The sequence below is a fragment of the Staphylococcus sp. HMSC072B07 genome, assembly GCF_001815505.1.
GTDB lineage: Bacteria > Bacillota > Bacilli > Staphylococcales > Staphylococcaceae > Staphylococcus > Staphylococcus simulans.
The window spans coordinates 1-21,797 of sequence record NZ_KV820934.1 but is presented as its reverse complement, the minus strand read 5'-3'; the positions used below and the strand labels follow the sequence as shown (position 1 = coordinate 21,797).

Below are 21,797 nucleotides of genomic sequence, written 5' to 3'. Positions count from 1 at the left end.
TTATTCATAAAAGAAAGGTGATAGGGATGTTAAAAAGAGCAATTGATTTAGCGATAGGTAGTTCAGTTTTCTTAGTAAGTGCTCCAATTTTAGTCGGTGCATCTGTTGCCATTGCCAAAAGTATGGGACGACCAGTGTTATTTAAACAACAAAGACCAGGTTTAAATGGAGAACCCTTCTATATTTATAAATTCAGAACTATGACTGATGCACGAGACGATCAAGGTGAATTATTGCCTGATGAACAAAGAATGACAAAAGTGGGCAGTTTTATTCGTAAAACTAGCATTGATGAACTACCGCAATTAATTAATGTCATAAAAGGTGATTTAAGCTTGGTCGGTCCACGTCCGTTATTAATGGAATATCTCCCTTTATATTCAGACGAGCAAAAGAAACGTCACTTGGTAAAACCTGGTATCACAGGTTGGGCACAAGTAAACGGCAGAAATGCGATTTCATGGGAAGCTAAGTTTAAATTGGATGTTTGGTATGTTGAAAACCAATCGTTCAAGTTAGATATGTATATCCTATACAAAACATTTATTAATGTTTTAAATCGTAAGGATGTAAGTGCTAAGGATCACGTAACAATGGAAAAATTCCGAGGTTCGCCGCAATGAAATCAATACTAATTATTGGTAATGGCGGACATGCTAAGGTTGTCAGAGATGTAATCGAAGCTGAAGGCATTTATAAAGTTAGTGGATATTTGGATGATAATATTGAAAAAATGTATAAAGAAAAAGATTTGATTTTCGATAATCTTAGAAATATTCAACTTTATCAAGAAAATTACTATTTTGTTATTGCAATAGGGAATAATAAAGTTAGAAATAAAATTTTCGACAAGATTAATGTGCCTATCGAAAGATTTCCAGTGTTTATTCATCCGCATGCAATTATTAGTAAAACTGCAGAAATTGGCAATGGTACCGTTGTTATGCCCGGTGCCATTGTTAATGCGGATACAGTAATAGGGAAGCATGCCATTATAAATACCGGTTCCATAGTTGAACATGATTGTTTAATAAAGGATTATACACATATTTCACCAGGAGCAGTGTTAACTGGTAATGTTTCGGTTGGTGAGAGCACGCAAGTTGGAGCAAATGCGACAGTGATTCCGAATTTGAAAGTTGGAGCACACGTTATGGTAGGCGCAGGTTCTACCGTAATTTCTAATGTAAGGGACAATGTAACGGTAGTAGGATCACCCGCAAAAGTTATTAAGGAGTAATGATGATAATGAGAGAGAGAATATTTTTATCAACACCGCATATGGGTGGGACAGAAACCCAGTACATAGAAAAAGCTTTTAAAGATAATTGGATTGCACCTTTAGGTGAAAATGTAACGGAATTTGAAAATGATGTAAAAGATTACGTAGGTGCAGATTATGCACTAGCTACAGCAAGTGGTACATCTGCTATTCATCTTGCATTGATTGAAGCAGGTGTTGCAAAAGGTGACATCGTCTTTTGTTCATCATTAACATTCTGTGCAACATCTAATCCAATTTTATATCAAGATGCTACACCAGTATTTATTGATTCAGAAATGGAATCATGGAATATGTCACCGACAGCTTTAGAAAAAGCATTCAAAACATATGAAGATAAAGGTACTTTACCTAAAGCAGTTTTAGTAGTGAATTTATACGGTCAGACAGCAGACTTTGAGAAGATATCAAAAATCTGTAAACATTATAATGTTACCTTAATTGAAGATTCAGCAGAATCTCTAGGGTCAACTTATCACGGTAAAATGAGTGGTAGTTTTGGAGATTTAAGTATTTTTTCATTTAATGGTAATAAAATCATCACGACAAGCGGTGGTGGCATGTTGCTTTCTAATCATAAAGAATACATTGACCATGCGTTATTCTTAGCAACACAAGCTAAAGATAAAGCACCATATTATCAACATAGTGAATTAGGTTTTAATTATAGATTGAGTAATATTTCAGCAGGTATTGGCCGTGGCCAAATGGAAGTTATTAATGATCGTGTGAATCGTCGACGTGACATCTTCGACATGTATTATGATGCATTAAGTGAAATTGATGGTATTAATTTCCAACCTGAATTACCAGACAGTAAATCTAATCGTTGGTTAACAGCAATGACAATCAATCCAAATAAGATTAATATTTCTGCAGCTGATTTAATAAAAGAATTAAATGTCAAAAATATTGAAGCAAGAGCAGTATGGAAACCGATGCACCTACAACCATTATATGAAGCATTTGATTATTTTTATGATGAGAAAGATAATGCCAAAAAATTATTTGAAGAAGGTGTTTGTCTGCCATCTGGTTCAAATATAACAAATGAGGAATTAATTGATGTAATTGATAGTATTAAGTCACTTTTAAAATGATTTTTTCAGTGGTTAAAATTTAGAATATAAATATAAAAAATGAGGGATAAAGATGAAAGAGAAAAAAATCGCAGTAATTGGTATGGGATATGTTGGAATGCCGTTAGCTATAGCTTTTGCTAAACATTTTGAAGTAATTGGTTTTGATATTGATGAAAATAAAATAAATAAATATAACAATAACATTGATCCAACTGGAGAGGTTGGAGAAGAAGTGTTAAAGAATACATCATTAAAATTCACTTCTAATGAGAATGATTTAAAAGATGCAGAATTTTTTATAATCACTGTACCTACACCTATTAAACAAGATAATACACCAAATTTAGCACCAATTGAAAGCGCTACTAAATTAGTAGGGAAATACTTAAAAAATAATGATTATGTAGTTTATGAATCCACAGTCTATCCTGGTGTTACTGAAGAAGTATGCGCACCATTATTAGAAGAAATATCCGGATTGGAAGTAATTAATGATTTCAAAGTTGGTTACTCCCCAGAAAGAATAAATCCTGGTGATAAGAAAAATACAGTTGAAAATATAATAAAAATTGTTTCAGGTATTGATAAAGAATCACTAGATGTGATTGCCGAAATATATGGAAAAGTTATCAAAGCAGGTATTCACAAAGCTTCAAATATCAAAGTAGCAGAAAGTGCAAAAGTAGTTGAAAATAGTCAGAGAGATATAAATATTGCATTTATGAATGAACTATCACAAGTCTTTAATTTAATGGGAATTAATACTCATGAAGTGATAGATGCCATGAATACAAAGTGGAATGCATTAGGTTTCTATCCAGGTTTAGTAGGTGGTCATTGTATAGGTGTAGATCCTTATTACTTCATTTATAGAGCAGAGAACCTTGGATATCACTCTCAAATAATTACAGCAGGAAGAAAGATTAATAATGCGATGCCTGCATTTGTTGTTAACAATATAATAAAGGAGTTGATGAAAAAAGGTAAATCATCAGATGCAACAGTCTTAATTGCCGGTTTGACCTTCAAAGAAAATACACCTGACTTCAGGAACTCTAAAGTGTTAGAAATGATTAAGTCTTTAAATGAATTTGGTATAAAACCAAAAATTTTCGATCCTTATATTAATAGTTTTAGCGACGAAATTGAAGCGGATATTGTAGATATGGAAGACTTTAAAGAAAGCGTTGATGTCTTACTATATGCCGTGAATCATGATGTTTTCAAAAATATAGAAGATACAAGTTTCTTAGAATTATTGAAAAAGGACTCTTCTATAATTGTTGATTTGAAAAATAGATTTAAGAAATATGAAAATGATAACGTTACTTACTGGTCTATTTAAAAAGAAAGGTTAGATGTTATGGAAATTTTGCATTTTAATAGCAATTACTTACATTCACCTTTATATAGCGAAATGTTTAATCAATTAGAAAAACAAGGTGTTAGAAATGATGTTATTATGCCAAGGAAAATTAAAGATGAAGCAAACGTTAGTGATAAGTTGATTGAAACAAACACAAATGTGTTTGAAAAACAATTTTTAAAATCAATTGATCGTTTCTTTTATTTTAAAAAGCAAAAGAAGATACTAGCTTGGGTTCAGTCATTAAACTTAGACTTGAATGATTACGATATTGTTCACGCACACACTTTATTTTCAGATGGTTATCAAGCGTTAAAATCAGGTAAGCCATATATTGTTACAGTGAGAAATACTGATATAAATTTTTATATGAAATTTTACAAGCACCTATTACCTTTAGGAAGAAAAATTTTAAAAAAAGCCAGTCAAATAATATTTTTATCGGAGTCTTATAAAAACAATACTATAGAAATGTTGTTTGGTACTAGAAAAATAAAAAAAGAAATTTACGAAAAATCACATGTCATACCTAATGGTATTAATGATTATTGGTTGAAGCATTCCAGTGACCAAACAAAACATATTAATGAAGATATAAATGTTATTTGTGTTTGTAGGATTATGAAAAATAAAAATTTGGAATTTTTAGCTGAAAATCTTACTGCTAAAAACTTAGGAAGAAATGTAAATATTTATATAGTTGGTGATGTAGTTGATTTGAAATATTACCAGAATTTAAAAAAATATCCTAATATGTATTTTCTTGGCAAAAAAGGCAAACAAAACATTGTAGAAATTATGAAAAATATGCACGTTTTTATAATGGTTTCTTTTACAGAAACGTTTGGCTTAGTGTACTTAGAAGCGCTGACACAAAATTTACCTGTTATATATACCAAAAATGAAGGTTTTGATAAATACTTTGAAGAAGGGTATGTTGGTTATTCTGTAAACCCAACAAATAATAATGAATTAATAAAGCAAGTAAGAAAAATTATTGAAAATTATAATGTAATACAAAAAAATATTAGTCAAATAGATAAGAAACGATTTTCTTGGCAAAACAATGCCTTAAAACACAAAGAAATTTACGAAATAGCAAAGGCAAGGGTTGAACAATGAAATTTATCAAAGATATGTTAATAAACATATTATCTCAAGGTTTATTTATAGCGGTACAACAATTGTTTTTATTTCCCAATTTCGAACAAGCACTTGGTCAAGGGGAGTTCGGTAGATTTTTAATAATATATGGTTACTTTAATGTATTGGTAATAACCTTAAATGCAAGTTTTACCAATCTGTATCAAAAAAAATTTAACACGTTTGATCAAGAACTAGATAACAAATCTGCACTTTACACGTATTATAAAAAGTTGTTGCTATATATTACGTTAGTATCTGTGATATTTTCTGTATCAATTTGGGTATTTCATATTGATGAAATAGAATATTTACTAATTTATTTATTAGTTTTATTTACGTCGAGTAGAATGTTTTTACTAGTTTTCTACAGGGTAAAAAAAGAATTTATGAAAATTCTTTATGTTAACTTAGTACTTAGTTCTATGTATATATTGCTATACTTTTTACCTATAGAAAGTGTGAGAGGCGTTCTTTTATGTTTTGTAGTGATAGAGTTGTTGATTAATGTAGTTACTTACCTATTAGTTAAAGTTAATGTAATTGCATTGTTCAAAACAAAAAATTATTATTTTGAAGCATCAGCACTAACTTTTTTATTAATATCAGGCTGTGCAGGATCTTTAATGAACTATTCTGATAGATTTATAACAAGTTTTTTACTTGGTGCAAGTAGTGTTTCGATTTTTTATATAGCAACTTTGCCAACTAAATTAATGTTATTCCCGTTTACAATGATTTCATCAGTTATTTTGAGTTACATTGCTGATACTGAAAAAATCACAAAAAGAATTAAAAAACGCGTATTAATGTTGATGCCGATTGTAAGTGTTATTGTATTTGTTATTTCCTATTTTGTTGGCTATATTTTGATATATCTGTTATATGAAAATTATTTAGAAGCAGTCAAACCTATATATTTATTTGTAACAATAACGTTTGGATTGATTTGTGCTGATTACATTATACGTAGTTTCTTAGTTAAATATTATTCATTAAAACGCAAAGCGTTGATTGACATATTAACGCTAATCTTTTTTGTAGTATTATCAATGATATTAAGTATTTTTAGCCATAGTTTAGTTATGATTGCAGTTGCTCAATTAGTTACATACTCAATAAAGCTATCTGTACAATTGTATATCTTCTCAAAACTAAAAGTATAAAAACAGATTACATGGAGGAATAAGATGATTAGTCGTATTAAGATAGCTATTAGAAAATTGTTATTAAGAGAAAGTACTAAAAATATATATAAGAAAATGAGTAAAATAAAAGCTAAATTGATGAGATTTTTGAGTGACGAGCAATTTACAAAGCTCAATATAAAACATAATACAGGTATTAAACTAAACTTGAAAAACCCTAAGATGTTTGTTGAAAAAATAAATTGGCTGAAGTTGAATTATAGAAATGACTTGCAAACTGAGTATACTGATAAGTATCTAATGAGACAGCATTTAATTGATAATGAGTATAGTAACTTATTACCTCCTTTATTAGGTGCATATGATAATTTTAATGATATTAACTTTGAAAAATTGCCAGATAAAGTATTTTTAAAAACCAACCATACATCTGGGGTAAACCAAGCAGTTGAAAAAAACAAAACAAACTTAAAGAAAACTAAAGAAAAATTTGATGCAGCTATGAAAGATAACTATTTTAAATATTCAAGAGAATGGAATTATAAGAATATTAGACCTAAAATTTTAGTGGAAGAGTATTTAGATATGACGGAATTTATTGATTATAAATTCTTCGTATTTGAAGGTAAAGTAGAATTTTTTGCTATCATAAAAAATATTAATGATGAGCAAGGCAACCAATCTCTAGAAAGTAAAATTAATCTATACGACACAGACCTGAATAAAATGAATATAGATATCAAAAGACAAGAGTTTAATGATGATGATTTCAAATTCAGTAAATTTATACCTGAAATGATTAAAGTATCTGAAAATTTAGCGTCGAGATTTCCGTTTTGTAGAGTTGATTTTTTTGTGAGTAAGGATAAATTGTATTTTGGTGAAATGACATTTCATCCTAATGGCGGCCAATTAGTGCTGTACCCATTAGAAAATGAATTAAAGTATGGAGAAAAAATTCATTTGAATAAAATTCCTCAAAGCGATTTGAAAAAGCAGCTTAATCATTAATGGTTAAGGAGGTAAAGTATGAAAAATAATCTGCATGAACATAAGTTTACGATTAAAGTATCTACAATTGTTATATTCATATTGTATTTGTTAATAATTATAGGATCACTTAATGCGACAGAATCTGCAACTGTCCTTATTGGAACTGCATCGCTGTTTCTAACTTTTTTTATTGCCGCTTTAGGAATACTTATTTATATCAGTAAATTAGTTCCTTTTGATAAATCGCAGTTGGCAGTATTGATTTTAATTCTATTATTGACAATGGTATGTGTTACTTCTATTTCAAATAATACATTTGAAATGAAGGATTTAATTAATACAATTCAAATGATTGCGTGTTTATTAATCATTATGTATTTATCTTTTATCAAAATAAGTTTTGAAAATCTTAAATATATAAATGTGTTAGTCGCAATATTCGTCCTATTTCATTTTATAGTATGGGTAGCAATGGGTTTACCTGGTTTCTTTGCAAGTATATATAATAATTCAAACCTGATTGGTCCTTATATGTTTTATACTTCTTTCTTCCTGATATTAGGTATAAGATACTCTAAATTTAAAATTATATATATTGGAATTCTTTTTATTAGTTTAATTCTTGTTTTCGCTAGTGATACACGATCTATACTTTTGAGTATTGCTGCAACGATATTCGTGTTCTTATTTTGGAAATTTTTAACTAAGTATCAAATTATAGCAGTCTTATTTTTTGCTCTCATAATTATACTTAGTATTTCATTTGTTTATATCTATCCAATGTTACCTACTTTTAGATTCTTTACACCTATAGAACAGTGGATGTTGGATCATACTGGTAAAAGTATAATGTCTGGTAGAAATGACTTGTGGATTCCATTAATTGAATTAATTAATGAAAAGCCTTGGTTTGGTTATAGCCCTGGAACTATGGCAGAAGAATTATATTCACATGATCAGTCGCCACATAATTTATATTTAAATATTTTGATGCAAATTGGTTATTTAGGCTTAATACTAATTTCAGCTATTTTATTGATTATATGGAATGCAATGGTAAAACAAAGAGATAATTTCATTGTTAAATTATCTGCTAGTTATTTTTTAGGAGTAATTGTACACCAATCATTTGAGATTACCTTATTCCAAAATCAGTTATCAGTAGGATTGCTACAAGTATTTATAATGGGTGTTGGATATAGTGTTGCGACAAACTTAAACAAAGAAAGCAAAATGATAATAGAATGATTTATCGAAAAAATATGGAGGTTGTTAACTTGAAAAATATATGGATATTTAACCATTATGCTACAGACAATTATTTTAATGAAGGCGGAAGACATTATTGGTTTGCAGAATTTTTAAAGAAAAAAGGGTATAAAGTTACAATATTTTGTGCAAATACGAGACATAATTCTAATGATGTTATAGATACCAACAGAAAACTGTATGCAGAAAGAGTTGTTAACGAAATTCCATTTGTTTTTGTGAAATCCCATACTTATAATTCAAATAACCATCATAGAATTTTAAATATGCTTTCTTTTAGTAAAAGATTACTTAAAGTATCAGAAGAATATCGAAAAAGATATGGCAAACCGGATATTATTATAGCATCAAGTGTACATCCACTCACTTTAATAGCAGGTTTAAAAATAGCAAAAGAATTACAAGTGAAATGTATAGTTGAAGTCAGAGACTTATGGCCAGAAAGTATTGTTGCATATGAAATTTTAAGTAAAAGCAACCCAATTACACAAATAATGTATCAAGCAGAAAAGAAAATTTATGAAAAAGCTGATGCAATTGTAATGACGTGGCAAGGTGGTAAGGATTATATTAAAAATCAAGGTTGGTTCTCTTCAATATCAGAAGAAAAAATTTACCATATTAGTAATGGTGTAGTTTTAAAAAACTTTAATCAGAATGCTGATTTATATAAAGTAAATGACTCAGAACTAATGGACACTAATTATAAAAATTATGTATACACTGGATCAATAAGAAAAGTAAACTACTTATCGTTTTTAGTTGATGTTGCAAAAATATTAGACGAAAAATATCCAGATTCAAACATAAGAATTCTTGTTTATGGCGATGGAGACGAGAAAACTAATTTAGAAGAAAAAGTAAGTGAATTGAAATTATCTAATATAGTATTTAAAGGAAAAGTACATAAAAAATATGTTCCGTTTATTTTGAAAAACTCTTATGGCAATATACTTCATAATCGCAGTACAAACTTAGATAAATATGGACAGAGTCAAAATAAATTGTTTGAATATTTAGCAGCGGGTAGACCTGTTATTCAAACTTATTCGACTGGCTACAGTGTAATTGAAACAGAAAATTGTGGTTACTGTGCAAAAAATCAAACACCAGAAGAAGTTGCTAAAGCTTTAGTTGATCTTGCTCAAAATGAAAATGAAGCAAGAACACAAGGTGAAAATTCAAAACAGAAATCTATCAACTTTGATTTTGAAAATCTTACTAACAAATTAATAGAGGTTATTGAAAGATAAAGTTAAACAAAGCACATCTCACTCGCTTGAGATGTGCTTTACTGTTTGTTCTATTTACTTAATAAGTTCGTGTTCACTTCATCAAAGCCTTTGTCTGATAAGCGAACATCATTAATTTTTGTCCCGTCCCATTTACCGTCTACATATCCTTTATCAAATAAGACTTTCAAATCGTCTAAGAATGGGTCTCGATCCTTATCACAGAAATAGTTTTCTTGTAATGAATAAGAATCCTTGAAATCATTCGCTTGTTCAGGTGTCATATCAGCGTTACGTTTTTCTGTATAATATTTATACAACACCGCAACGATGAATGCCTGATCACGTGTGATATCATCCAAGAATATTCACCACCTTTAATCAATACGCGTATAAACCCTAAATTTATACAATATTAATACTTTACCCATTTTGTTTTGTTTTAAATCTTAATTTTATTAGGAATTTGTTGTTTGTTTTTGTGGATGTATCGCTTTTCTGAGTGTTTTACGATATAATGATTAGATGAATTTTTTAAGGAGTCGATGAATGTGGCAGTGAAACCTTTAGTGTCTGCATCAAGCGCAATATTGCGTCAACAAGCAGAGGATGTTAAAACGTTTGATAGTCAGTTGAAACAGTTATTATTAGATATAGAGGATACTTTATATGAAACAGAAGCATCTGCTTTGTGTGCACCACAAATTGGGGTTTCACAACAAGCAGCGATTATCGATATGGAAGCGGACGGATTACTTCAATTAATCAATCCACGTATTGTCAGTGAATCAGAAACGAAAGTGACTGAACTAGAAGGCGATGTATCGTTTCCAGATATCTTTGGGACAGTTACACGCAGTCAAATGATTGTCGTTCAAAGTAATGATGTTGAAGGCAATACAGTAGAATTAACCGCATATGATGATATTGCACGCATGATTCTTCATATTATAGATCAATTAAATGGCGTGCCTTTTACAGATAAGATGGAAAAACAATTGACTGAAGAAGAATTGGAGGCGTATTTAGAAGATGAGTAGAATTATATTTATGGGAACACCAGATTTCTCCACAAAAGTATTAGAAATGTTAATCGCGAAAGAAGATGTGATTGCGGTTGTAACACAACCAGATCGTCCAGTAGGGCGTAAGCGTGTTATGACACCGCCGCCAGTAAAAGAAGTGGCATTACAAAATGGGATTGAAGTCTATCAACCTGAAAAAATTTCACAATCAGAAGATTTACAAACATTAATTGATTTAAAACCAGACTTAATCGTGACAGCAGCATTCGGTCAAATTTTACCGAAAGCATTGTTAGATGCGCCACGTTTAGGCGCAATTAATGTGCACGCTTCATTATTACCAAAATACCGTGGCGGTGCCCCGATTCATCAAGCGATTATCGATGGCGAAAAAGAAACAGGCGTTACGATTATGTATATGGCACCAAAACTAGATGCAGGCGACATCATTTCACAACAAGCCATTGACATCGAAGCAAATGATGATGTAGGTTCTATGCACGATAAATTAAGCTTCTTAGGTGCAGATTTACTTGCGAAAACTTTACCAGACATTATTAATGGTACAAATGAACGTATTGAACAAAATGAGGAAGAGGCAACATTCGCTTCAAATATCAGTCGTGAAGATGAACGTATCGATTGGTCAAAATCTGCACAAGATATTTACAACCATATCCGTGGTTTATCACCATGGCCAGTGGCATATACAAAACTAGATGATAAAAATGTGAAGTTATATCAAGCACATATAGTAGAAGGAAAAGAAGGCAAACCAGGTGAAATTATTGAAACGACAAAGAAAGCAATCATTGTCGGAACAGGTTCATCTGATGCGATTGCGTTAACAGATATTCAATTATCAGGTAAAAAACGTATGCCGACTGCGAACTTCTTAAGCGGCTACCAAGATGACTTAGTTGGGAAGGAATTAAATTAATGCAGACAGTGAGAACACTCGCATTTGACACATTACAAGCAATTATCCAAGACAAAGCGTACAGTAACTTAAAGATTAATGAAGTTTTAAAAGAAAATGAATTGAGCCGTGCGGATAAAGGTTTATTAACAGAATTAGTCTATGGTACGTTGAAACATCAATATACACTTGATTATTATTTGAAGCCTTTCGTAAAAACGAAGATTAAAGGGTGGATGCGCCGTTTACTATGGATGAGTATCTACCAATATCAATATTTAGATAAAATCCCAGATCACGCAATTATCAATGAAGCAGTTGAAATCACTAAACAACGTGGTGGGCTGCATAACAGTAAAGTTGTGAATGGTATTTTACGTAATATGATGCGCAGTGATTTACCAAACCCTGCAGATATCGAAAATGACCAACAACGTATTGCGATTATGTACAGCTTGCCTAAGTGGATTGTTAAACATTGGGTGACACATTTTGGTTTAGAAACAACTGAAGCAATCGCTCAGTCGTTGCTTGAACGACCAGGTCAAACAGTACGTGTCAATACACATAGAACAACGATTGAAGATGCGATAGTACGCTTAGAAAAAGAAGATTATGAAGTATCACAAGATAAAGATATTCACTATTGTTTACATGTGTCAGGACGTCCAGTAGTAGAAAGCCGTGCATTTAAAGATGGTTATGTATCTATCCAAGATAAAAGTTCTATGTTTGTAGCTGAAATCTTAGCACCTGTTGAAGGTGAAAATATTTTAGATGCTTGTAGTGCACCAGGTGGTAAAGCGTGTCAGACTGCTGAATTATTAAAAGGCAGCGGTCATGTCGATGCGACGGATATCCATGAGCATAAAATTGATTTAATTGAGCATAACATTCGTAAGTTGCGTTTGAAGAATGTCACAGCGTTTCAACACGATGCGACAAAGCCATATGACGCAAAGTATGATAAAATTTTAGTGGATGCTCCATGTAGCGGTTTAGGTGTGTTACGCCATAAACCAGAAATTAAATATACACAAAATCCGGAAACGGTCGATGGATTAGTCGACTTACAGTTAGAAATTATGAATAATATTAAAGATTCTGTAAAACCGGGTGGCGTGATTGTCTATTCAACATGTACAATAGAACAGATGGAAAATGAAAATGTGATTTATACATTTTTAAAACAAAACAAAGACTTTGAATTTGAACCATTCCCACATCCTAGAACAGGAGAGGAAGTAAAGACCTTACAAATCTTACCGCAAGACTTTGACTCAGATGGTTTCTTTATTACAAAGATTAGAAGAAAGGAAAGTTAATTCATGATTACACCTCAAAAGAAGAAAAAGAATCGTTTTCTTCCTGATTTTGAAAAGCAATCAATTTATTCACTACGCTATGAAGAGATGCAAGCGTGGTTAGTCGAACATGGCCAACAGAAATTCAGAGCAAAACAAATCTTTGAATGGCTCTACGAGAAACGTGTCGATACAATCGACGAAATGACAAACTTATCTAAAGACTTGCGCGCATTATTAAAAGACAACTTTACAATCACGACTTTAGAAACTGCCGTTAAACAAGAAAGTCGTGATGGGACAATCAAGTTCTTATTTGAATTACAAGACGGTTATACAATTGAAACTGTGTTGATGCGCCATGAATATGGTAATTCTGTCTGTGTAACAACACAAGTAGGTTGCCGTATCGGATGTACATTCTGTGCGTCTACGCTCGGCGGATTGAAACGTAACCTAGAAGCAGGAGAAATCGTAGCCCAAGTGCTTACTGTTCAAAAAGCCTTAGATGCGACAGATGAGCGTGTCTCTTCAATCGTAATTATGGGTATTGGTGAACCATTTGAGAACTATGATGAAATGATGGACTTCTTAAAAATTGTAAACCACGACAATGGTTTAAATATTGGAGCGCGTCATATCACGGTTTCAACATCAGGCATTATCCCTAAAATTTATGATTTCGCAGATGAAGAAATCCAAATCAATTTTGCGGTCAGCTTACATGCGGCGAACGATGAAATTCGTTCTAAATTAATGCCGATCAACCGTGCATATTCAATTGATAAATTAATGGAAGCTATTCAGTACTATCAAGAAAAAACGAATCGTCGTATTACGTTTGAGTATGGTTTATTCGGCGGTGTAAACGATCAGCTTACACATGCGAGAGAACTGGCACATTTAATTCAAGGTTTGAACTGTCATGTCAACTTGATTCCAGTGAACCATGTGCCTGAAAGAAATTACGTGAAGACATCTAAAGAAGATATCTTTAAGTTTGAAAAAGAACTCAAACGTTTAGGTATTAATGCGACAATTAGACGTAACCAAGGCTCAGATATCGATGCCGCATGCGGACAATTAAGAGCGAAGGAACGTCAAGTAGAAACGAGGTAGGAACCTATGTTAAATGCACAATTTTTTACAGACACAGGACACCATAGGGAAAAGAACGAAGATGCTGGCGGCATCTTCTACAACATGACTGATCAACAGCTGTTGGTTTTATGCGACGGTATGGGCGGACATAAAGCAGGCGAAGTTGCGAGTCAATTCGTAGTCAACCGCTTCCAAGAACTCTTCGAACAAGAAAACCTTGTCGAAGAATCTCAAGCGGAAGAATGGCTGCGCAGCACCCTGCAGCTCATTAACCGAGAGCTCTATAACTACGCCGCAGCTAACGAAGATTTCAGAGGCATGGGCACTACTGCAGTTGTCGCCCTGATTTACGATAAGCGCGTCATCATCGCCAACATCGGCGATTCCCGTGCCTTTCTCATCAACAGCCGTGAAATCGAACAAATCACAAGCGACCATTCCTTTGTCAATCATCTCGTGATGACAGGACAAATTACCGAAGAAGAAGCCTTTACGCATCCACAACGTAATATCATTACTAAAGTGATGGGTACAGATAAATTCGTAGTCGCAGATATCTATGTGAAACGTTTGAACTTCAATGATTACTTATTATTAAATTCAGACGGCTTAACAGACTTTGTCCGTCCGCATTTAATTCAAGAACAATTGAATCAAGATTTACCGCTAGAAACACAAGGTCAAGCCTTATTAGATTTAGCACAAGCCTATGATTCAACCGATAACGTCAGCTTCGTATTGGCAGAAATAGAAGGTGACCGCGTATGATGATTGGTTCAACTATCAGCGAACGTTATAAAATTATAGAATTCTTAGGTGGAGGCGGCATGAGTAATGTCTACCTCGCTGAAGATTTGATCTTAGAGACTAAAGTTGCGGTCAAAATGATTCATATTGCGCCACATGAAAAAGAAGACATGGTGAGACGATTTGAACGTGAAGTGCATAATACATCTCGTCTCTCACATGATAATGTTGTCAGTGTCAAAGATGTCGGAGAAGACCACGAATATTTCTACTTAGTGATGGAATATATCGAAGGTCCGACACTCTCCGAATATATAAAAACACATGGTCCTTTAAGTATTGAAACAGCGGTTAACTTCGCACAACAAATACTTGAAGGCATTCAACATGCACATGAAATGGGTATCGTACATAGAGACATTAAACCTCAAAATATTTTAGTAGACCGACATAAGACATTAAAAATCTTAGACTTCGGTATTGCTAAAGCGTTAAGTGAAACAGCCATGACCCAAACCAGCCATGTGCTCGGTACTGTGCAATATCTTTCACCTGAACAAGCGAAAGGTGAAGCAACAGACAAACGTACGGATATTTATTCGATCGGAATTGTCTTATATGAAATGTTAGTCGGTGAACCGCCATTCACTGGAGAAACAGCTGTCAGTATCGCCATCAAACATATTCAAGACCAAATGCCGAACCCGACAGATATCCGTCCAAATATCCCGCAAGCGCTCAGCAACGTGATTTTAAAAGCGACTGAAAAAGATAGAGACAAACGCTATCAAGATATTGAAAGTATGCAACGTGATTTAAGCAGTGCGTTAGAAAAATGTCGTGAAGATGAAACACCTTATGTTTCAGATGAAGCAGATACTAAAACCATCGCGATTGATAAAGCAGCAATCGCAAAAGAAACTAAAGATAATGAACCGATTCATCAAACAATGGAAATTCCAATTGTGAATCAACAACGTTTCCAAAGTACAGAAGGTCCTGTTTATGAAGTACCTAAAAAACGTCGGTCTAAAAAGAAAAAGTTCTTCTTTGCGTTAATTTTCGCGTTATTGTTAATCAGTCTTATCAGCTTTATTGCGTACGGCTTATTAGGAAATAAATATATCGAAACTCCAGACTTGCGCGGTAAAACAGAAGCACAAGCTGAACAGATTTTAAAAGAACATCATATTAAAGTAGGCAAAACAAAACGGGCTTATAGTGATAAGTATCAAGAAAATCAAATTATCACAACAGATCCTGCACCAGGTGAGCGTGTAGAAGAACATGGCACCGTAAATATCGTGTTGTCTAAAGGTCCGCAAAAAGCACAAATGCCTAACTTATACGGTACAAGTAAAACGGAAGCATTGAAGCTATTAGATGAACTTGGTTTCAAACATATCTCAGTAGAACAAGCATACTCTAAGACTAAATTAGAACGTGGTTTGATTGAAAACCAAAATATAGCGGCTGATACCGAAGTACCGATTAATGATACACATATCGTACTGACTGAATCTTTAGGTGTGAAACAAGTGTATGTCAAAGATTATACAGGTGAAAGCTATGACAAAGCAGAAAAAGAACTGCAAGATAAAGGCTTGAAACCAGTAAAAGAAAAAGAAGTACACAGTGATAAAGTCGAAAAAGGCAAGATTATTTCGCAATCACCTAAGAGTAAATCTATTGATGAGGATTCTACAGTAACGTTTGTCGTATCATTAGGAAAAGATGATGGTAAAGATGAAGATAAAGCTGACGACAATCCATCAGTCAAAGATGTGACACAAACGGTTCAAGTGCCATATTCTGGTGAAGATAAAGAACGTCAGAAAGTAGAAGTCTTTGTCAGAGATAAAGACCATGACGGTTCTTCAGCAGTTCAAACGTTTCATATCAACAGCAATCGTTCGATTTCAATCCCATTAAAAATTGAAAAAGGCAAAACTGCTGGTTATACCGTACGTGTAGATGATAAAATAGTCGCAGATAAAGACGTCGCATATGACTAAAACATTTCAAAATCCTATCTCATTCATTCAGTTGAATTGAGATGGGATTTTCTTTGTTTCAATCCGTTCGTTTATTAAGGGAACGTTTGGTATAATGTATTAGAGAAAATGAACGAAATAAGAGAGGTGTCTCGGTGAGAACAGGACGTATAATCAAGTCGATCAGCGGTGTGTATCGAGTGGACTCAGATGGTGAGCTTTTTGATACGAAACCGCGCGGCCTATTCCGAAAGAAGAAATTTTCTCCGATTGTCGGAGATATTGTAGATTTTGAAATTGAAAATGTGACAGAAGGCTATATTCATCATGTACATGAACGTCAAAATGAATTGAAAAGACCGCCTGTCAGTAATATTGACCATTTAATTATTGTGATGAGTGCAGTCGAGCCTAATTTTTCAACACAATTAGTCGATCGCTTTTTAGTCATTGCGCATTCCTATGAATTGAGACCACGTATTGTGGTAACGAAAAAAGATATGGCATCAGAGACTCAAATCGCACAGATAGAGAAAGATTTAGCTGTATATCAAGCAATCGGCTATCAAACGCAATTTGTCGGAAAAGATGACGATGTCGAAGCGATTTTCGATGCGTGGGGCGATGGTTTAGCAGTATTGAGCGGTCAATCTGGTGTAGGTAAATCGACTTTATTAAATGCCTATCGTCCTGATTTACAATTAGAAACGAATCAAATCTCAAAATCATTAAATCGAGGTAAGCATACAACTCGTCATGTGGAGTTGTTTGAACGTAAGCGTGGCTTTGTGGCAGATACACCTGGATTTAGTGCACTTGATTTTGATCATATTCAAAAAGATGAAGTAAAAGATTATTTTTTAGAGATTCAAGAATACGGACAAGACTGCAAGTTCAGAAATTGTAATCATATGAAAGAACCGAAATGTAATGTGAAAGCGCAAGTAGAAGCTGGCAATATTGCGGAATTCCGTTATGCGCATTATGTACAATTATTTGAAGAGATTGCAGCACGAAAGGAAAGATATTAATGGTTAAAGTATTTCCATCCCTTTTATCAGCGGACTTTTTAAACTTACAACAGGAATTGAAAGACCTAGAAGCAGCAGGTGTAGACGGTGTACATTTTGATGTGATGGATGGTCAATTTGTGCCGAATATTTCAATTGGTCTTCCTATTTTAGAAGCAGTAAATGCGGGTACTGATTTACCGATTGATGTGCATTTGATGATTGAAAACCCAGAAGCATATATCGCAGAATTCGCTTCTAAAGGTGCAGATATGATTTCAGTTCATTTCGAAGCAACACCGCACATTCATCGTGCCATTCAACTGATTCATACACATGGTGCTAAAGCAGGTGTCGTGATTAATCCAGGTACTTCTGTTGCCGCAATTGAACCGATTTTACATGATGTAGACTACGTATTAATTATGACAGTGAATCCAGGCTTTGGCGGCCAAGCGTTTATCTCAAACAGTGTAGAGAAAGTGACTGCGTTACAAGCATTTAAAGAGAAATTTAATTTAGACTTCGATATTGAAGTGGATGGCGGTATTAACGCGATTACTGGTAAGAAATGTGTAGAAGCAGGTGCGACAATGCTTGTGACAGGTTCTTATTTCTTTAAACAAGCGAGTTATCAATCTGTTGTAGAAGCATTGAAATCAACAGCACAACCATCAGAATAAGGCAGGGTGACGCTATGAAAATTAATCTATTATGCGGCGATCGTCATTTGCCGAAACATTTATTAGAAGATAAATCTGAAGAAGAGTGGGGCGGTATTGATCGCGGCGCTTTAATTTTAATAGAACATGAAATTGAACCGATCTTTTCATTGGGTGATTTTGATTCAGTGACGGACGAGGAACGTTCTGAATTAAAAACGAAGCTAGATATTAACCCAGTTAAAGCAGAAAAAGCGGATACTGATTTAGGGTTAGGTGTCAAAGAAGCAGTGGAATGCGGGTTTGACGAAATTGATATTTATGGTGCGACAGGCGGCAGACTGGATCATTTCTTAGGTGCCGTACAACTGCTGCAAGTGCCTGAATATGTAGAAGCGGGTATTGTGATTCGCATTATTGATACGAATAATGAAATTTCATATTTAGAAAAAGGCGAATATCATATGACGTATGATAAGCATATGCCTTATGTATCGTTTGTGCCGCAAAGATCTAATACAGTGATTTCACTGACAGGCTTTAAATATCCGCTTCAAAACCAAACACTCCACCAAGGCTCAACCTTAACCATTTCAAACGAAATTGCAGCTTACCGAGGCACAATCGAGGTAGAATCTGGCGGTATCCTAGCCATCAGAAGCAGAGATGCACAACATTCATTATAAAATGAGTTGAATACAAATAAACACGCAACCTTCTTTATGACAACACATCAATAAAAAAACAGCGGATGATGCATAAGCAAACCATCATCCGCTGTTTTTCGTACAATATATCATTAAAAAGACTAAATCGCTGTTTTAAGACAAGAAAAAAACGACCCGCCACATACGAGTCGTTTTTGTCATGTGCTTAATATTTATTAAACTCTAGTTACTTTACCAGATTTTAAAGCACGTGCAGAAACCCAAACTTTTTTAGGTTTTCCGTCTACTAGGATTCTAACTTTTTGAAGGTTAGCATTCCATCTACGTTTAGTAGAGTTTAAAGCGTGTGAACGACGATTACCAGTCGAAGCTTTACGACCTGTTACGAAACATTGTTTACCCATGAAAGTACCTCCTTTAATAAATATAAACACACTGACTTATGATATACTTTCCTAATTTAGCATATATTTTTCAGATTGGCAACCAAAAATTATAGCTTTCAAGAATATTTTAAGTTATTCTAAACAAGGAACAAAATTGTGTTATAATTTGTAAATGTCTATGTATGCGTTTTTATTAAAAAGCGGCGACGTGGACTTATAACCACGCAATGATTTTATAAGGATGAGCCAAGAGTAAAATCCGGCATTTAAAAGGCAAAATTGTGTTATTCATTATATAATAGTATGTAATGAATGCAAAACATAAATCATAACTGATTAGACCTATATTTAAGGAGGAACTCATAATGACATTAGAAATTACCAATGAATACGGCAATATTGACGTTTCCAACGACGTAATCGCTTCAGTAGTAGGTGGTAAAGCCGTAGAATGTTATGGTATTGTCGGAATGGCATCCAAACAACAAGTCAGAGACGGCATTGCGGAAATTTTAGGTCATGAAAATTATGCACGCGGAATTGTGGTGCGTTCAAATGACAAAGCAATTGACGTTGATATGTATATTATAGTAAGTTATGGCATTAAGATTTCTGAAGTAGCGAATAATGTACAATCTACTGTTAAATATACTTTGGAAAAAACTTTAAATTTGAAAGTCAATTCAATCAACATTTATGTACAGGGTGTACGTATGAATAATTATGGCAAGAAACATTAGGAGGAAGACATGATGATCAGCAAAATAGATGGTAAATTATTTGCCGACATGGTGATCCAAGGGGCACAAAATTTATCAAATAATGCAGAGCTAGTCAATGCATTAAATGTTTATCCAGTGCCAGATGGCGACACAGGGACGAACATGAATCTTACGATGACTTCTGGGAGAGAAGAAGTCGAACAAAATGCTTCACATCACATCGGAGCCTTAGGAAAGACATTTTCTAAAGGCTTATTAATGGGTGCCCGCGGGAACTCAGGCGTGATTCTATCACAAATTTTCAGAGGCTTCTGTCAGAATATGGAAGACTTAGAAACACTAGATGCGAAAGCCTTCGCAGAAAGCTTTGAAGCGGGTATTGAAACAGCTTATAAAGCAGTGATGAAACCGGTAGAAGGGACAATTTTAACGGTTGCAAAAGAAGCGGCTAAAGCAGGTGTTGAGAAAGCACAATCGACTGAAGACTGTGTAGAAGTCTTAGAAGCGATTATCGCATATGGTCAAGTTGCCTTAGAAAACACACCGAACCAATTACCAGTCCTTAAAGAAGTCGGCGTAGTCGACAGTGGCGGTAAAGGTTTAATGTGTGTTTATGAAGGTTTCTTAATTGCGATGAAAGGTGAAAAAGTCGAAGCGACAAAACCAAAATTAGATACTGAAACATTTGTGAATGACGAACATGATTTCCATGGTGTCATTAATACAGAAGATATCGTCTATGGTTACTGTACGGAAATGATGGTACGTTTTGATAAACATAAACGTCCATTCAATGAGCAGCAATTCCGTGAAGACATGTCTAAATTCGGAGATTCTTTACTTGTCATCAATGATGATGAAATTGTGAAAGTACATGTGCACTCTGAACATCCAGGTGAAGTCTTCAACTATGGCCAAGAGTATGGTGAATTGATTAAAGTCAAAGCTGAAAATATGCGTGAACAACACCGCAATGTGGTCAATAAAGAAAAACAAAAATCTAACGATGAAACACCACAAGTAGAAACTGCGATTATTGCGATTTCTATGGGTAATGGTATTTCAGATATCTTTAAATCAATGGGTGCAACGTCTATTATTAATGGCGGTCAAACAATGAACCCATCAACAGAAGACATCGTTAAAGTGATTGAACAATCTGGCGCGAAAAAAGCTATTATCTTGCCGAATAACAAAAACATTCAAATGGCGAGTGATCAAGCAGCTGAGATTGTTGAAGCTGAAACAGTAGTTATTCCAACGAAATCTATTCCGCAAGGGATTGCGGCAATGTTCCAATATCTACCAGATGCGTCATTAGAAGATAATCAATCAAATATGACACAAGCATTAGAAGATGTGACTTCTGGTTCTATTACAAACGCTGTACGTAATACTACAATTGATGGTGTAGAAATCAAAGAAGGCGAATTTATGGGCCTTAAAGAAGGTAAAATTGTTTCAAGTCAGAAAACACAATTAGAAGCAGCGAAAGCATTGTTAGCTGATATGATGGATGATGAAACTGAAATTGTTACAGTAATTACAGGTGAAGATGCTGATGCAGAAACAACTGAAGCATTAACAGAATGGTTAGAAGAAACTTATCCTGATGCAGAAGTCGATGAACAAGTCGGCGATCAACCGATTTATCCATATTTATTCTCTGTAGAATAACGTTGAAAATCATATAAAGTAATGTATATAAAAAAATTCACTTAGACTAAAGCGGTCTAAGTGGATT

22 protein-coding genes are annotated in these 21,797 nt (G+C 33.7%); 20 read left to right on the top strand and 2 right to left on the bottom strand.

Features of this window, described 5'->3' with window-relative positions:
• Window positions 1-26: 26 nt before the first annotated feature.
• The 9 genes from HMPREF3031_RS09795 to HMPREF3031_RS09755 are packed head-to-tail and all read left to right on the top strand — an operon-like array spanning window position 27 to window position 9,536.
• Window positions 27-623 carry a sugar transferase gene (locus HMPREF3031_RS09795; protein ID WP_002480639.1) on the top strand — a complete coding sequence of 199 codons (597 nt, stop codon included), beginning with the start codon at window positions 27-29 and terminating at the stop codon, window positions 621-623.
• Complete coding sequence (locus HMPREF3031_RS09790; RefSeq protein ID WP_002480640.1) at window positions 620-1,240, top strand: acetyltransferase; 621 nt, start codon at window positions 620-622, stop codon at window positions 1,238-1,240. The genes HMPREF3031_RS09795 and HMPREF3031_RS09790 overlap by 4 nt, the downstream gene beginning before the upstream one ends.
• Before the next feature lie 2 nt (window positions 1,241-1,242).
• Entirely contained in the window at window positions 1,243-2,382 is a 1,140-nt protein-coding gene (locus HMPREF3031_RS09785) for a DegT/DnrJ/EryC1/StrS family aminotransferase (RefSeq protein ID WP_002480641.1), read from the top strand.
• A gap of 52 nt (window positions 2,383-2,434) precedes the next feature.
• Window positions 2,435-3,709, top strand: a complete 1,275-nt coding sequence (locus HMPREF3031_RS09780; RefSeq protein ID WP_002480642.1) for a nucleotide sugar dehydrogenase — start codon at window positions 2,435-2,437, stop codon at window positions 3,707-3,709.
• Window positions 3,710-3,727: 18 nt separating this feature from the next.
• A complete protein-coding gene (locus HMPREF3031_RS09775) occupies window positions 3,728-4,852 on the top strand; it encodes a glycosyltransferase family 4 protein (RefSeq protein ID WP_002480643.1) in 1,125 nt (374 codons plus the stop codon).
• Complete coding sequence (locus HMPREF3031_RS09770; protein WP_002480644.1) at window positions 4,849-6,039, top strand: lipopolysaccharide biosynthesis protein; 1,191 nt, start codon at window positions 4,849-4,851, stop codon at window positions 6,037-6,039. The genes HMPREF3031_RS09775 and HMPREF3031_RS09770 overlap by 4 nt, the downstream gene beginning before the upstream one ends.
• 24 nt (window positions 6,040-6,063) lie before the next feature.
• Window positions 6,064-7,032: an ATP-grasp fold amidoligase family protein gene (locus HMPREF3031_RS09765; RefSeq protein WP_070684434.1), complete on the top strand. Its 969-nt coding sequence runs from the start codon at window positions 6,064-6,066 to the stop codon at window positions 7,030-7,032.
• A gap of 18 nt (window positions 7,033-7,050) precedes the next feature.
• Entirely contained in the window at window positions 7,051-8,262 is a 1,212-nt protein-coding gene (locus tag HMPREF3031_RS09760) for an O-antigen ligase family protein (RefSeq protein WP_002480646.1), read from the top strand.
• Window positions 8,263-8,291: 29 nt separating this feature from the next.
• A complete protein-coding gene (locus HMPREF3031_RS09755; protein ID WP_002480647.1) occupies window positions 8,292-9,536 on the top strand; it encodes a glycosyltransferase family 4 protein in 1,245 nt (414 codons plus the stop codon).
• A gap of 50 nt (window positions 9,537-9,586) precedes the next feature.
• Here the strand turns inward: HMPREF3031_RS09755 and HMPREF3031_RS09750 are convergent, their stop codons facing one another.
• On the bottom strand, window positions 9,587-9,877 hold the full coding sequence (locus HMPREF3031_RS09750; RefSeq protein ID WP_002480648.1) for a hypothetical protein: 291 nt from the start codon (window positions 9,875-9,877) through the stop codon (window positions 9,587-9,589).
• A gap of 189 nt (window positions 9,878-10,066) precedes the next feature.
• Between HMPREF3031_RS09750 and HMPREF3031_RS09745 the strand changes: the two genes are divergently transcribed.
• From HMPREF3031_RS09745 to HMPREF3031_RS09705, 9 genes are all read left to right on the top strand, one after another.
• Window positions 10,067-10,555, top strand: a complete 489-nt coding sequence (locus HMPREF3031_RS09745; protein ID WP_002480649.1) for a peptide deformylase — start codon at window positions 10,067-10,069, stop codon at window positions 10,553-10,555.
• Window positions 10,548-11,480: a methionyl-tRNA formyltransferase gene (gene fmt / locus HMPREF3031_RS09740; RefSeq protein WP_002480650.1), complete on the top strand. Its 933-nt coding sequence runs from the start codon at window positions 10,548-10,550 to the stop codon at window positions 11,478-11,480. The genes HMPREF3031_RS09745 and fmt overlap by 8 nt, the downstream gene beginning before the upstream one ends.
• Window positions 11,480-12,784 carry a 16S rRNA (cytosine(967)-C(5))-methyltransferase RsmB gene (gene rsmB, locus HMPREF3031_RS09735; protein ID WP_002480651.1) on the top strand — a complete coding sequence of 435 codons (1,305 nt, stop codon included), beginning with the start codon at window positions 11,480-11,482 and terminating at the stop codon, window positions 12,782-12,784. Before fmt ends, rsmB begins: the two co-directional genes overlap by 1 nt.
• 3 nt (window positions 12,785-12,787) lie before the next feature.
• Window positions 12,788-13,882, top strand: a complete 1,095-nt coding sequence (gene rlmN, locus HMPREF3031_RS09730) for a dual-specificity RNA methyltransferase RlmN (protein ID WP_002480652.1) — start codon at window positions 12,788-12,790, stop codon at window positions 13,880-13,882.
• Window positions 13,883-13,888: 6 nt separating this feature from the next.
• Window positions 13,889-14,632 carry a Stp1/IreP family PP2C-type Ser/Thr phosphatase gene (locus HMPREF3031_RS09725; RefSeq protein WP_070724853.1) on the top strand — a complete coding sequence of 248 codons (744 nt, stop codon included), beginning with the start codon at window positions 13,889-13,891 and terminating at the stop codon, window positions 14,630-14,632.
• A complete protein-coding gene (pknB, locus tag HMPREF3031_RS09720; RefSeq protein WP_037556459.1) occupies window positions 14,632-16,626 on the top strand; it encodes a Stk1 family PASTA domain-containing Ser/Thr kinase in 1,995 nt (664 codons plus the stop codon). The genes HMPREF3031_RS09725 and pknB overlap by 1 nt, the downstream gene beginning before the upstream one ends.
• 134 nt (window positions 16,627-16,760) lie before the next feature.
• On the top strand, window positions 16,761-17,636 hold the full coding sequence (rsgA, locus tag HMPREF3031_RS09715; protein WP_002480655.1) for a ribosome small subunit-dependent GTPase A: 876 nt from the start codon (window positions 16,761-16,763) through the stop codon (window positions 17,634-17,636).
• The gene (gene rpe / locus HMPREF3031_RS09710; RefSeq protein WP_002480656.1) at window positions 17,636-18,298 is read left to right on the top strand and encodes a ribulose-phosphate 3-epimerase; all 663 of its coding nucleotides are present in this window, start codon (window positions 17,636-17,638) and stop codon (window positions 18,296-18,298) included. The genes rsgA and rpe overlap by 1 nt, the downstream gene beginning before the upstream one ends.
• 14 nt (window positions 18,299-18,312) lie before the next feature.
• Window positions 18,313-18,963 (top strand): thiamine diphosphokinase, encoded by a 651-nt coding sequence (locus HMPREF3031_RS09705; RefSeq protein WP_002480657.1) that lies wholly within the window; start codon window positions 18,313-18,315, stop codon window positions 18,961-18,963.
• 197 nt (window positions 18,964-19,160) lie between these two features.
• Here the strand turns inward: HMPREF3031_RS09705 and rpmB are convergent, their stop codons facing one another.
• On the bottom strand, window positions 19,161-19,349 hold the full coding sequence (gene rpmB / locus HMPREF3031_RS09700; protein ID WP_000517908.1) for a 50S ribosomal protein L28: 189 nt from the start codon (window positions 19,347-19,349) through the stop codon (window positions 19,161-19,163).
• 347 nt (window positions 19,350-19,696) lie between these two features.
• Here rpmB and HMPREF3031_RS09695 point away from each other — a divergent pair, with 347 nt between their 5' ends.
• On the top strand, window positions 19,697-20,071 hold the full coding sequence (locus tag HMPREF3031_RS09695; protein WP_002480658.1) for an Asp23/Gls24 family envelope stress response protein: 375 nt from the start codon (window positions 19,697-19,699) through the stop codon (window positions 20,069-20,071).
• 12 nt (window positions 20,072-20,083) lie between these two features.
• A complete protein-coding gene (fakA, locus tag HMPREF3031_RS09690) occupies window positions 20,084-21,730 on the top strand; it encodes a fatty acid kinase catalytic subunit FakA (RefSeq protein WP_037556357.1) in 1,647 nt (548 codons plus the stop codon).
• Window positions 21,731-21,797 lie beyond the last annotated feature (67 nt).

Coding starts and splice junctions, on each gene's coding strand:
- HMPREF3031_RS09795 (WP_002480639.1), top strand. CDS start 27: ATGTTAAAAAGAGCAATTGATTTAGCGATAGGTAGTTCAGTTTTCTTA.
- HMPREF3031_RS09790 (WP_002480640.1), top strand. CDS start 620: ATGAAATCAATACTAATTATTGGTAATGGCGGACATGCTAAGGTTGTC.
- HMPREF3031_RS09785 (WP_002480641.1), top strand. CDS start 1,243: ATGATAATGAGAGAGAGAATATTTTTATCAACACCGCATATGGGTGGG.
- HMPREF3031_RS09780 (WP_002480642.1), top strand. CDS start 2,435: ATGAAAGAGAAAAAAATCGCAGTAATTGGTATGGGATATGTTGGAATG.
- HMPREF3031_RS09775 (WP_002480643.1), top strand. CDS start 3,728: ATGGAAATTTTGCATTTTAATAGCAATTACTTACATTCACCTTTATAT.
- HMPREF3031_RS09770 (WP_002480644.1), top strand. CDS start 4,849: ATGAAATTTATCAAAGATATGTTAATAAACATATTATCTCAAGGTTTA.
- HMPREF3031_RS09765 (WP_070684434.1), top strand. CDS start 6,064: ATGATTAGTCGTATTAAGATAGCTATTAGAAAATTGTTATTAAGAGAA.
- HMPREF3031_RS09760 (WP_002480646.1), top strand. CDS start 7,051: ATGAAAAATAATCTGCATGAACATAAGTTTACGATTAAAGTATCTACA.
- fmt (WP_002480650.1), top strand. CDS start 10,548: ATGAGTAGAATTATATTTATGGGAACACCAGATTTCTCCACAAAAGTA.
- rsmB (WP_002480651.1), top strand. CDS start 11,480: ATGCAGACAGTGAGAACACTCGCATTTGACACATTACAAGCAATTATC.
- rlmN (WP_002480652.1), top strand. CDS start 12,788: ATGATTACACCTCAAAAGAAGAAAAAGAATCGTTTTCTTCCTGATTTT.
- HMPREF3031_RS09725 (WP_070724853.1), top strand. CDS start 13,889: ATGTTAAATGCACAATTTTTTACAGACACAGGACACCATAGGGAAAAG.
- pknB (WP_037556459.1), top strand. CDS start 14,632: ATGATTGGTTCAACTATCAGCGAACGTTATAAAATTATAGAATTCTTA.
- rpe (WP_002480656.1), top strand. CDS start 17,636: ATGGTTAAAGTATTTCCATCCCTTTTATCAGCGGACTTTTTAAACTTA.
- HMPREF3031_RS09705 (WP_002480657.1), top strand. CDS start 18,313: ATGAAAATTAATCTATTATGCGGCGATCGTCATTTGCCGAAACATTTA.
- rpmB (WP_000517908.1), bottom strand. CDS start 19,349: ATGGGTAAACAATGTTTCGTAACAGGTCGTAAAGCTTCGACTGGTAAT.
- HMPREF3031_RS09695 (WP_002480658.1), top strand. CDS start 19,697: ATGACATTAGAAATTACCAATGAATACGGCAATATTGACGTTTCCAAC.
- fakA (WP_037556357.1), top strand. CDS start 20,084: ATGATCAGCAAAATAGATGGTAAATTATTTGCCGACATGGTGATCCAA.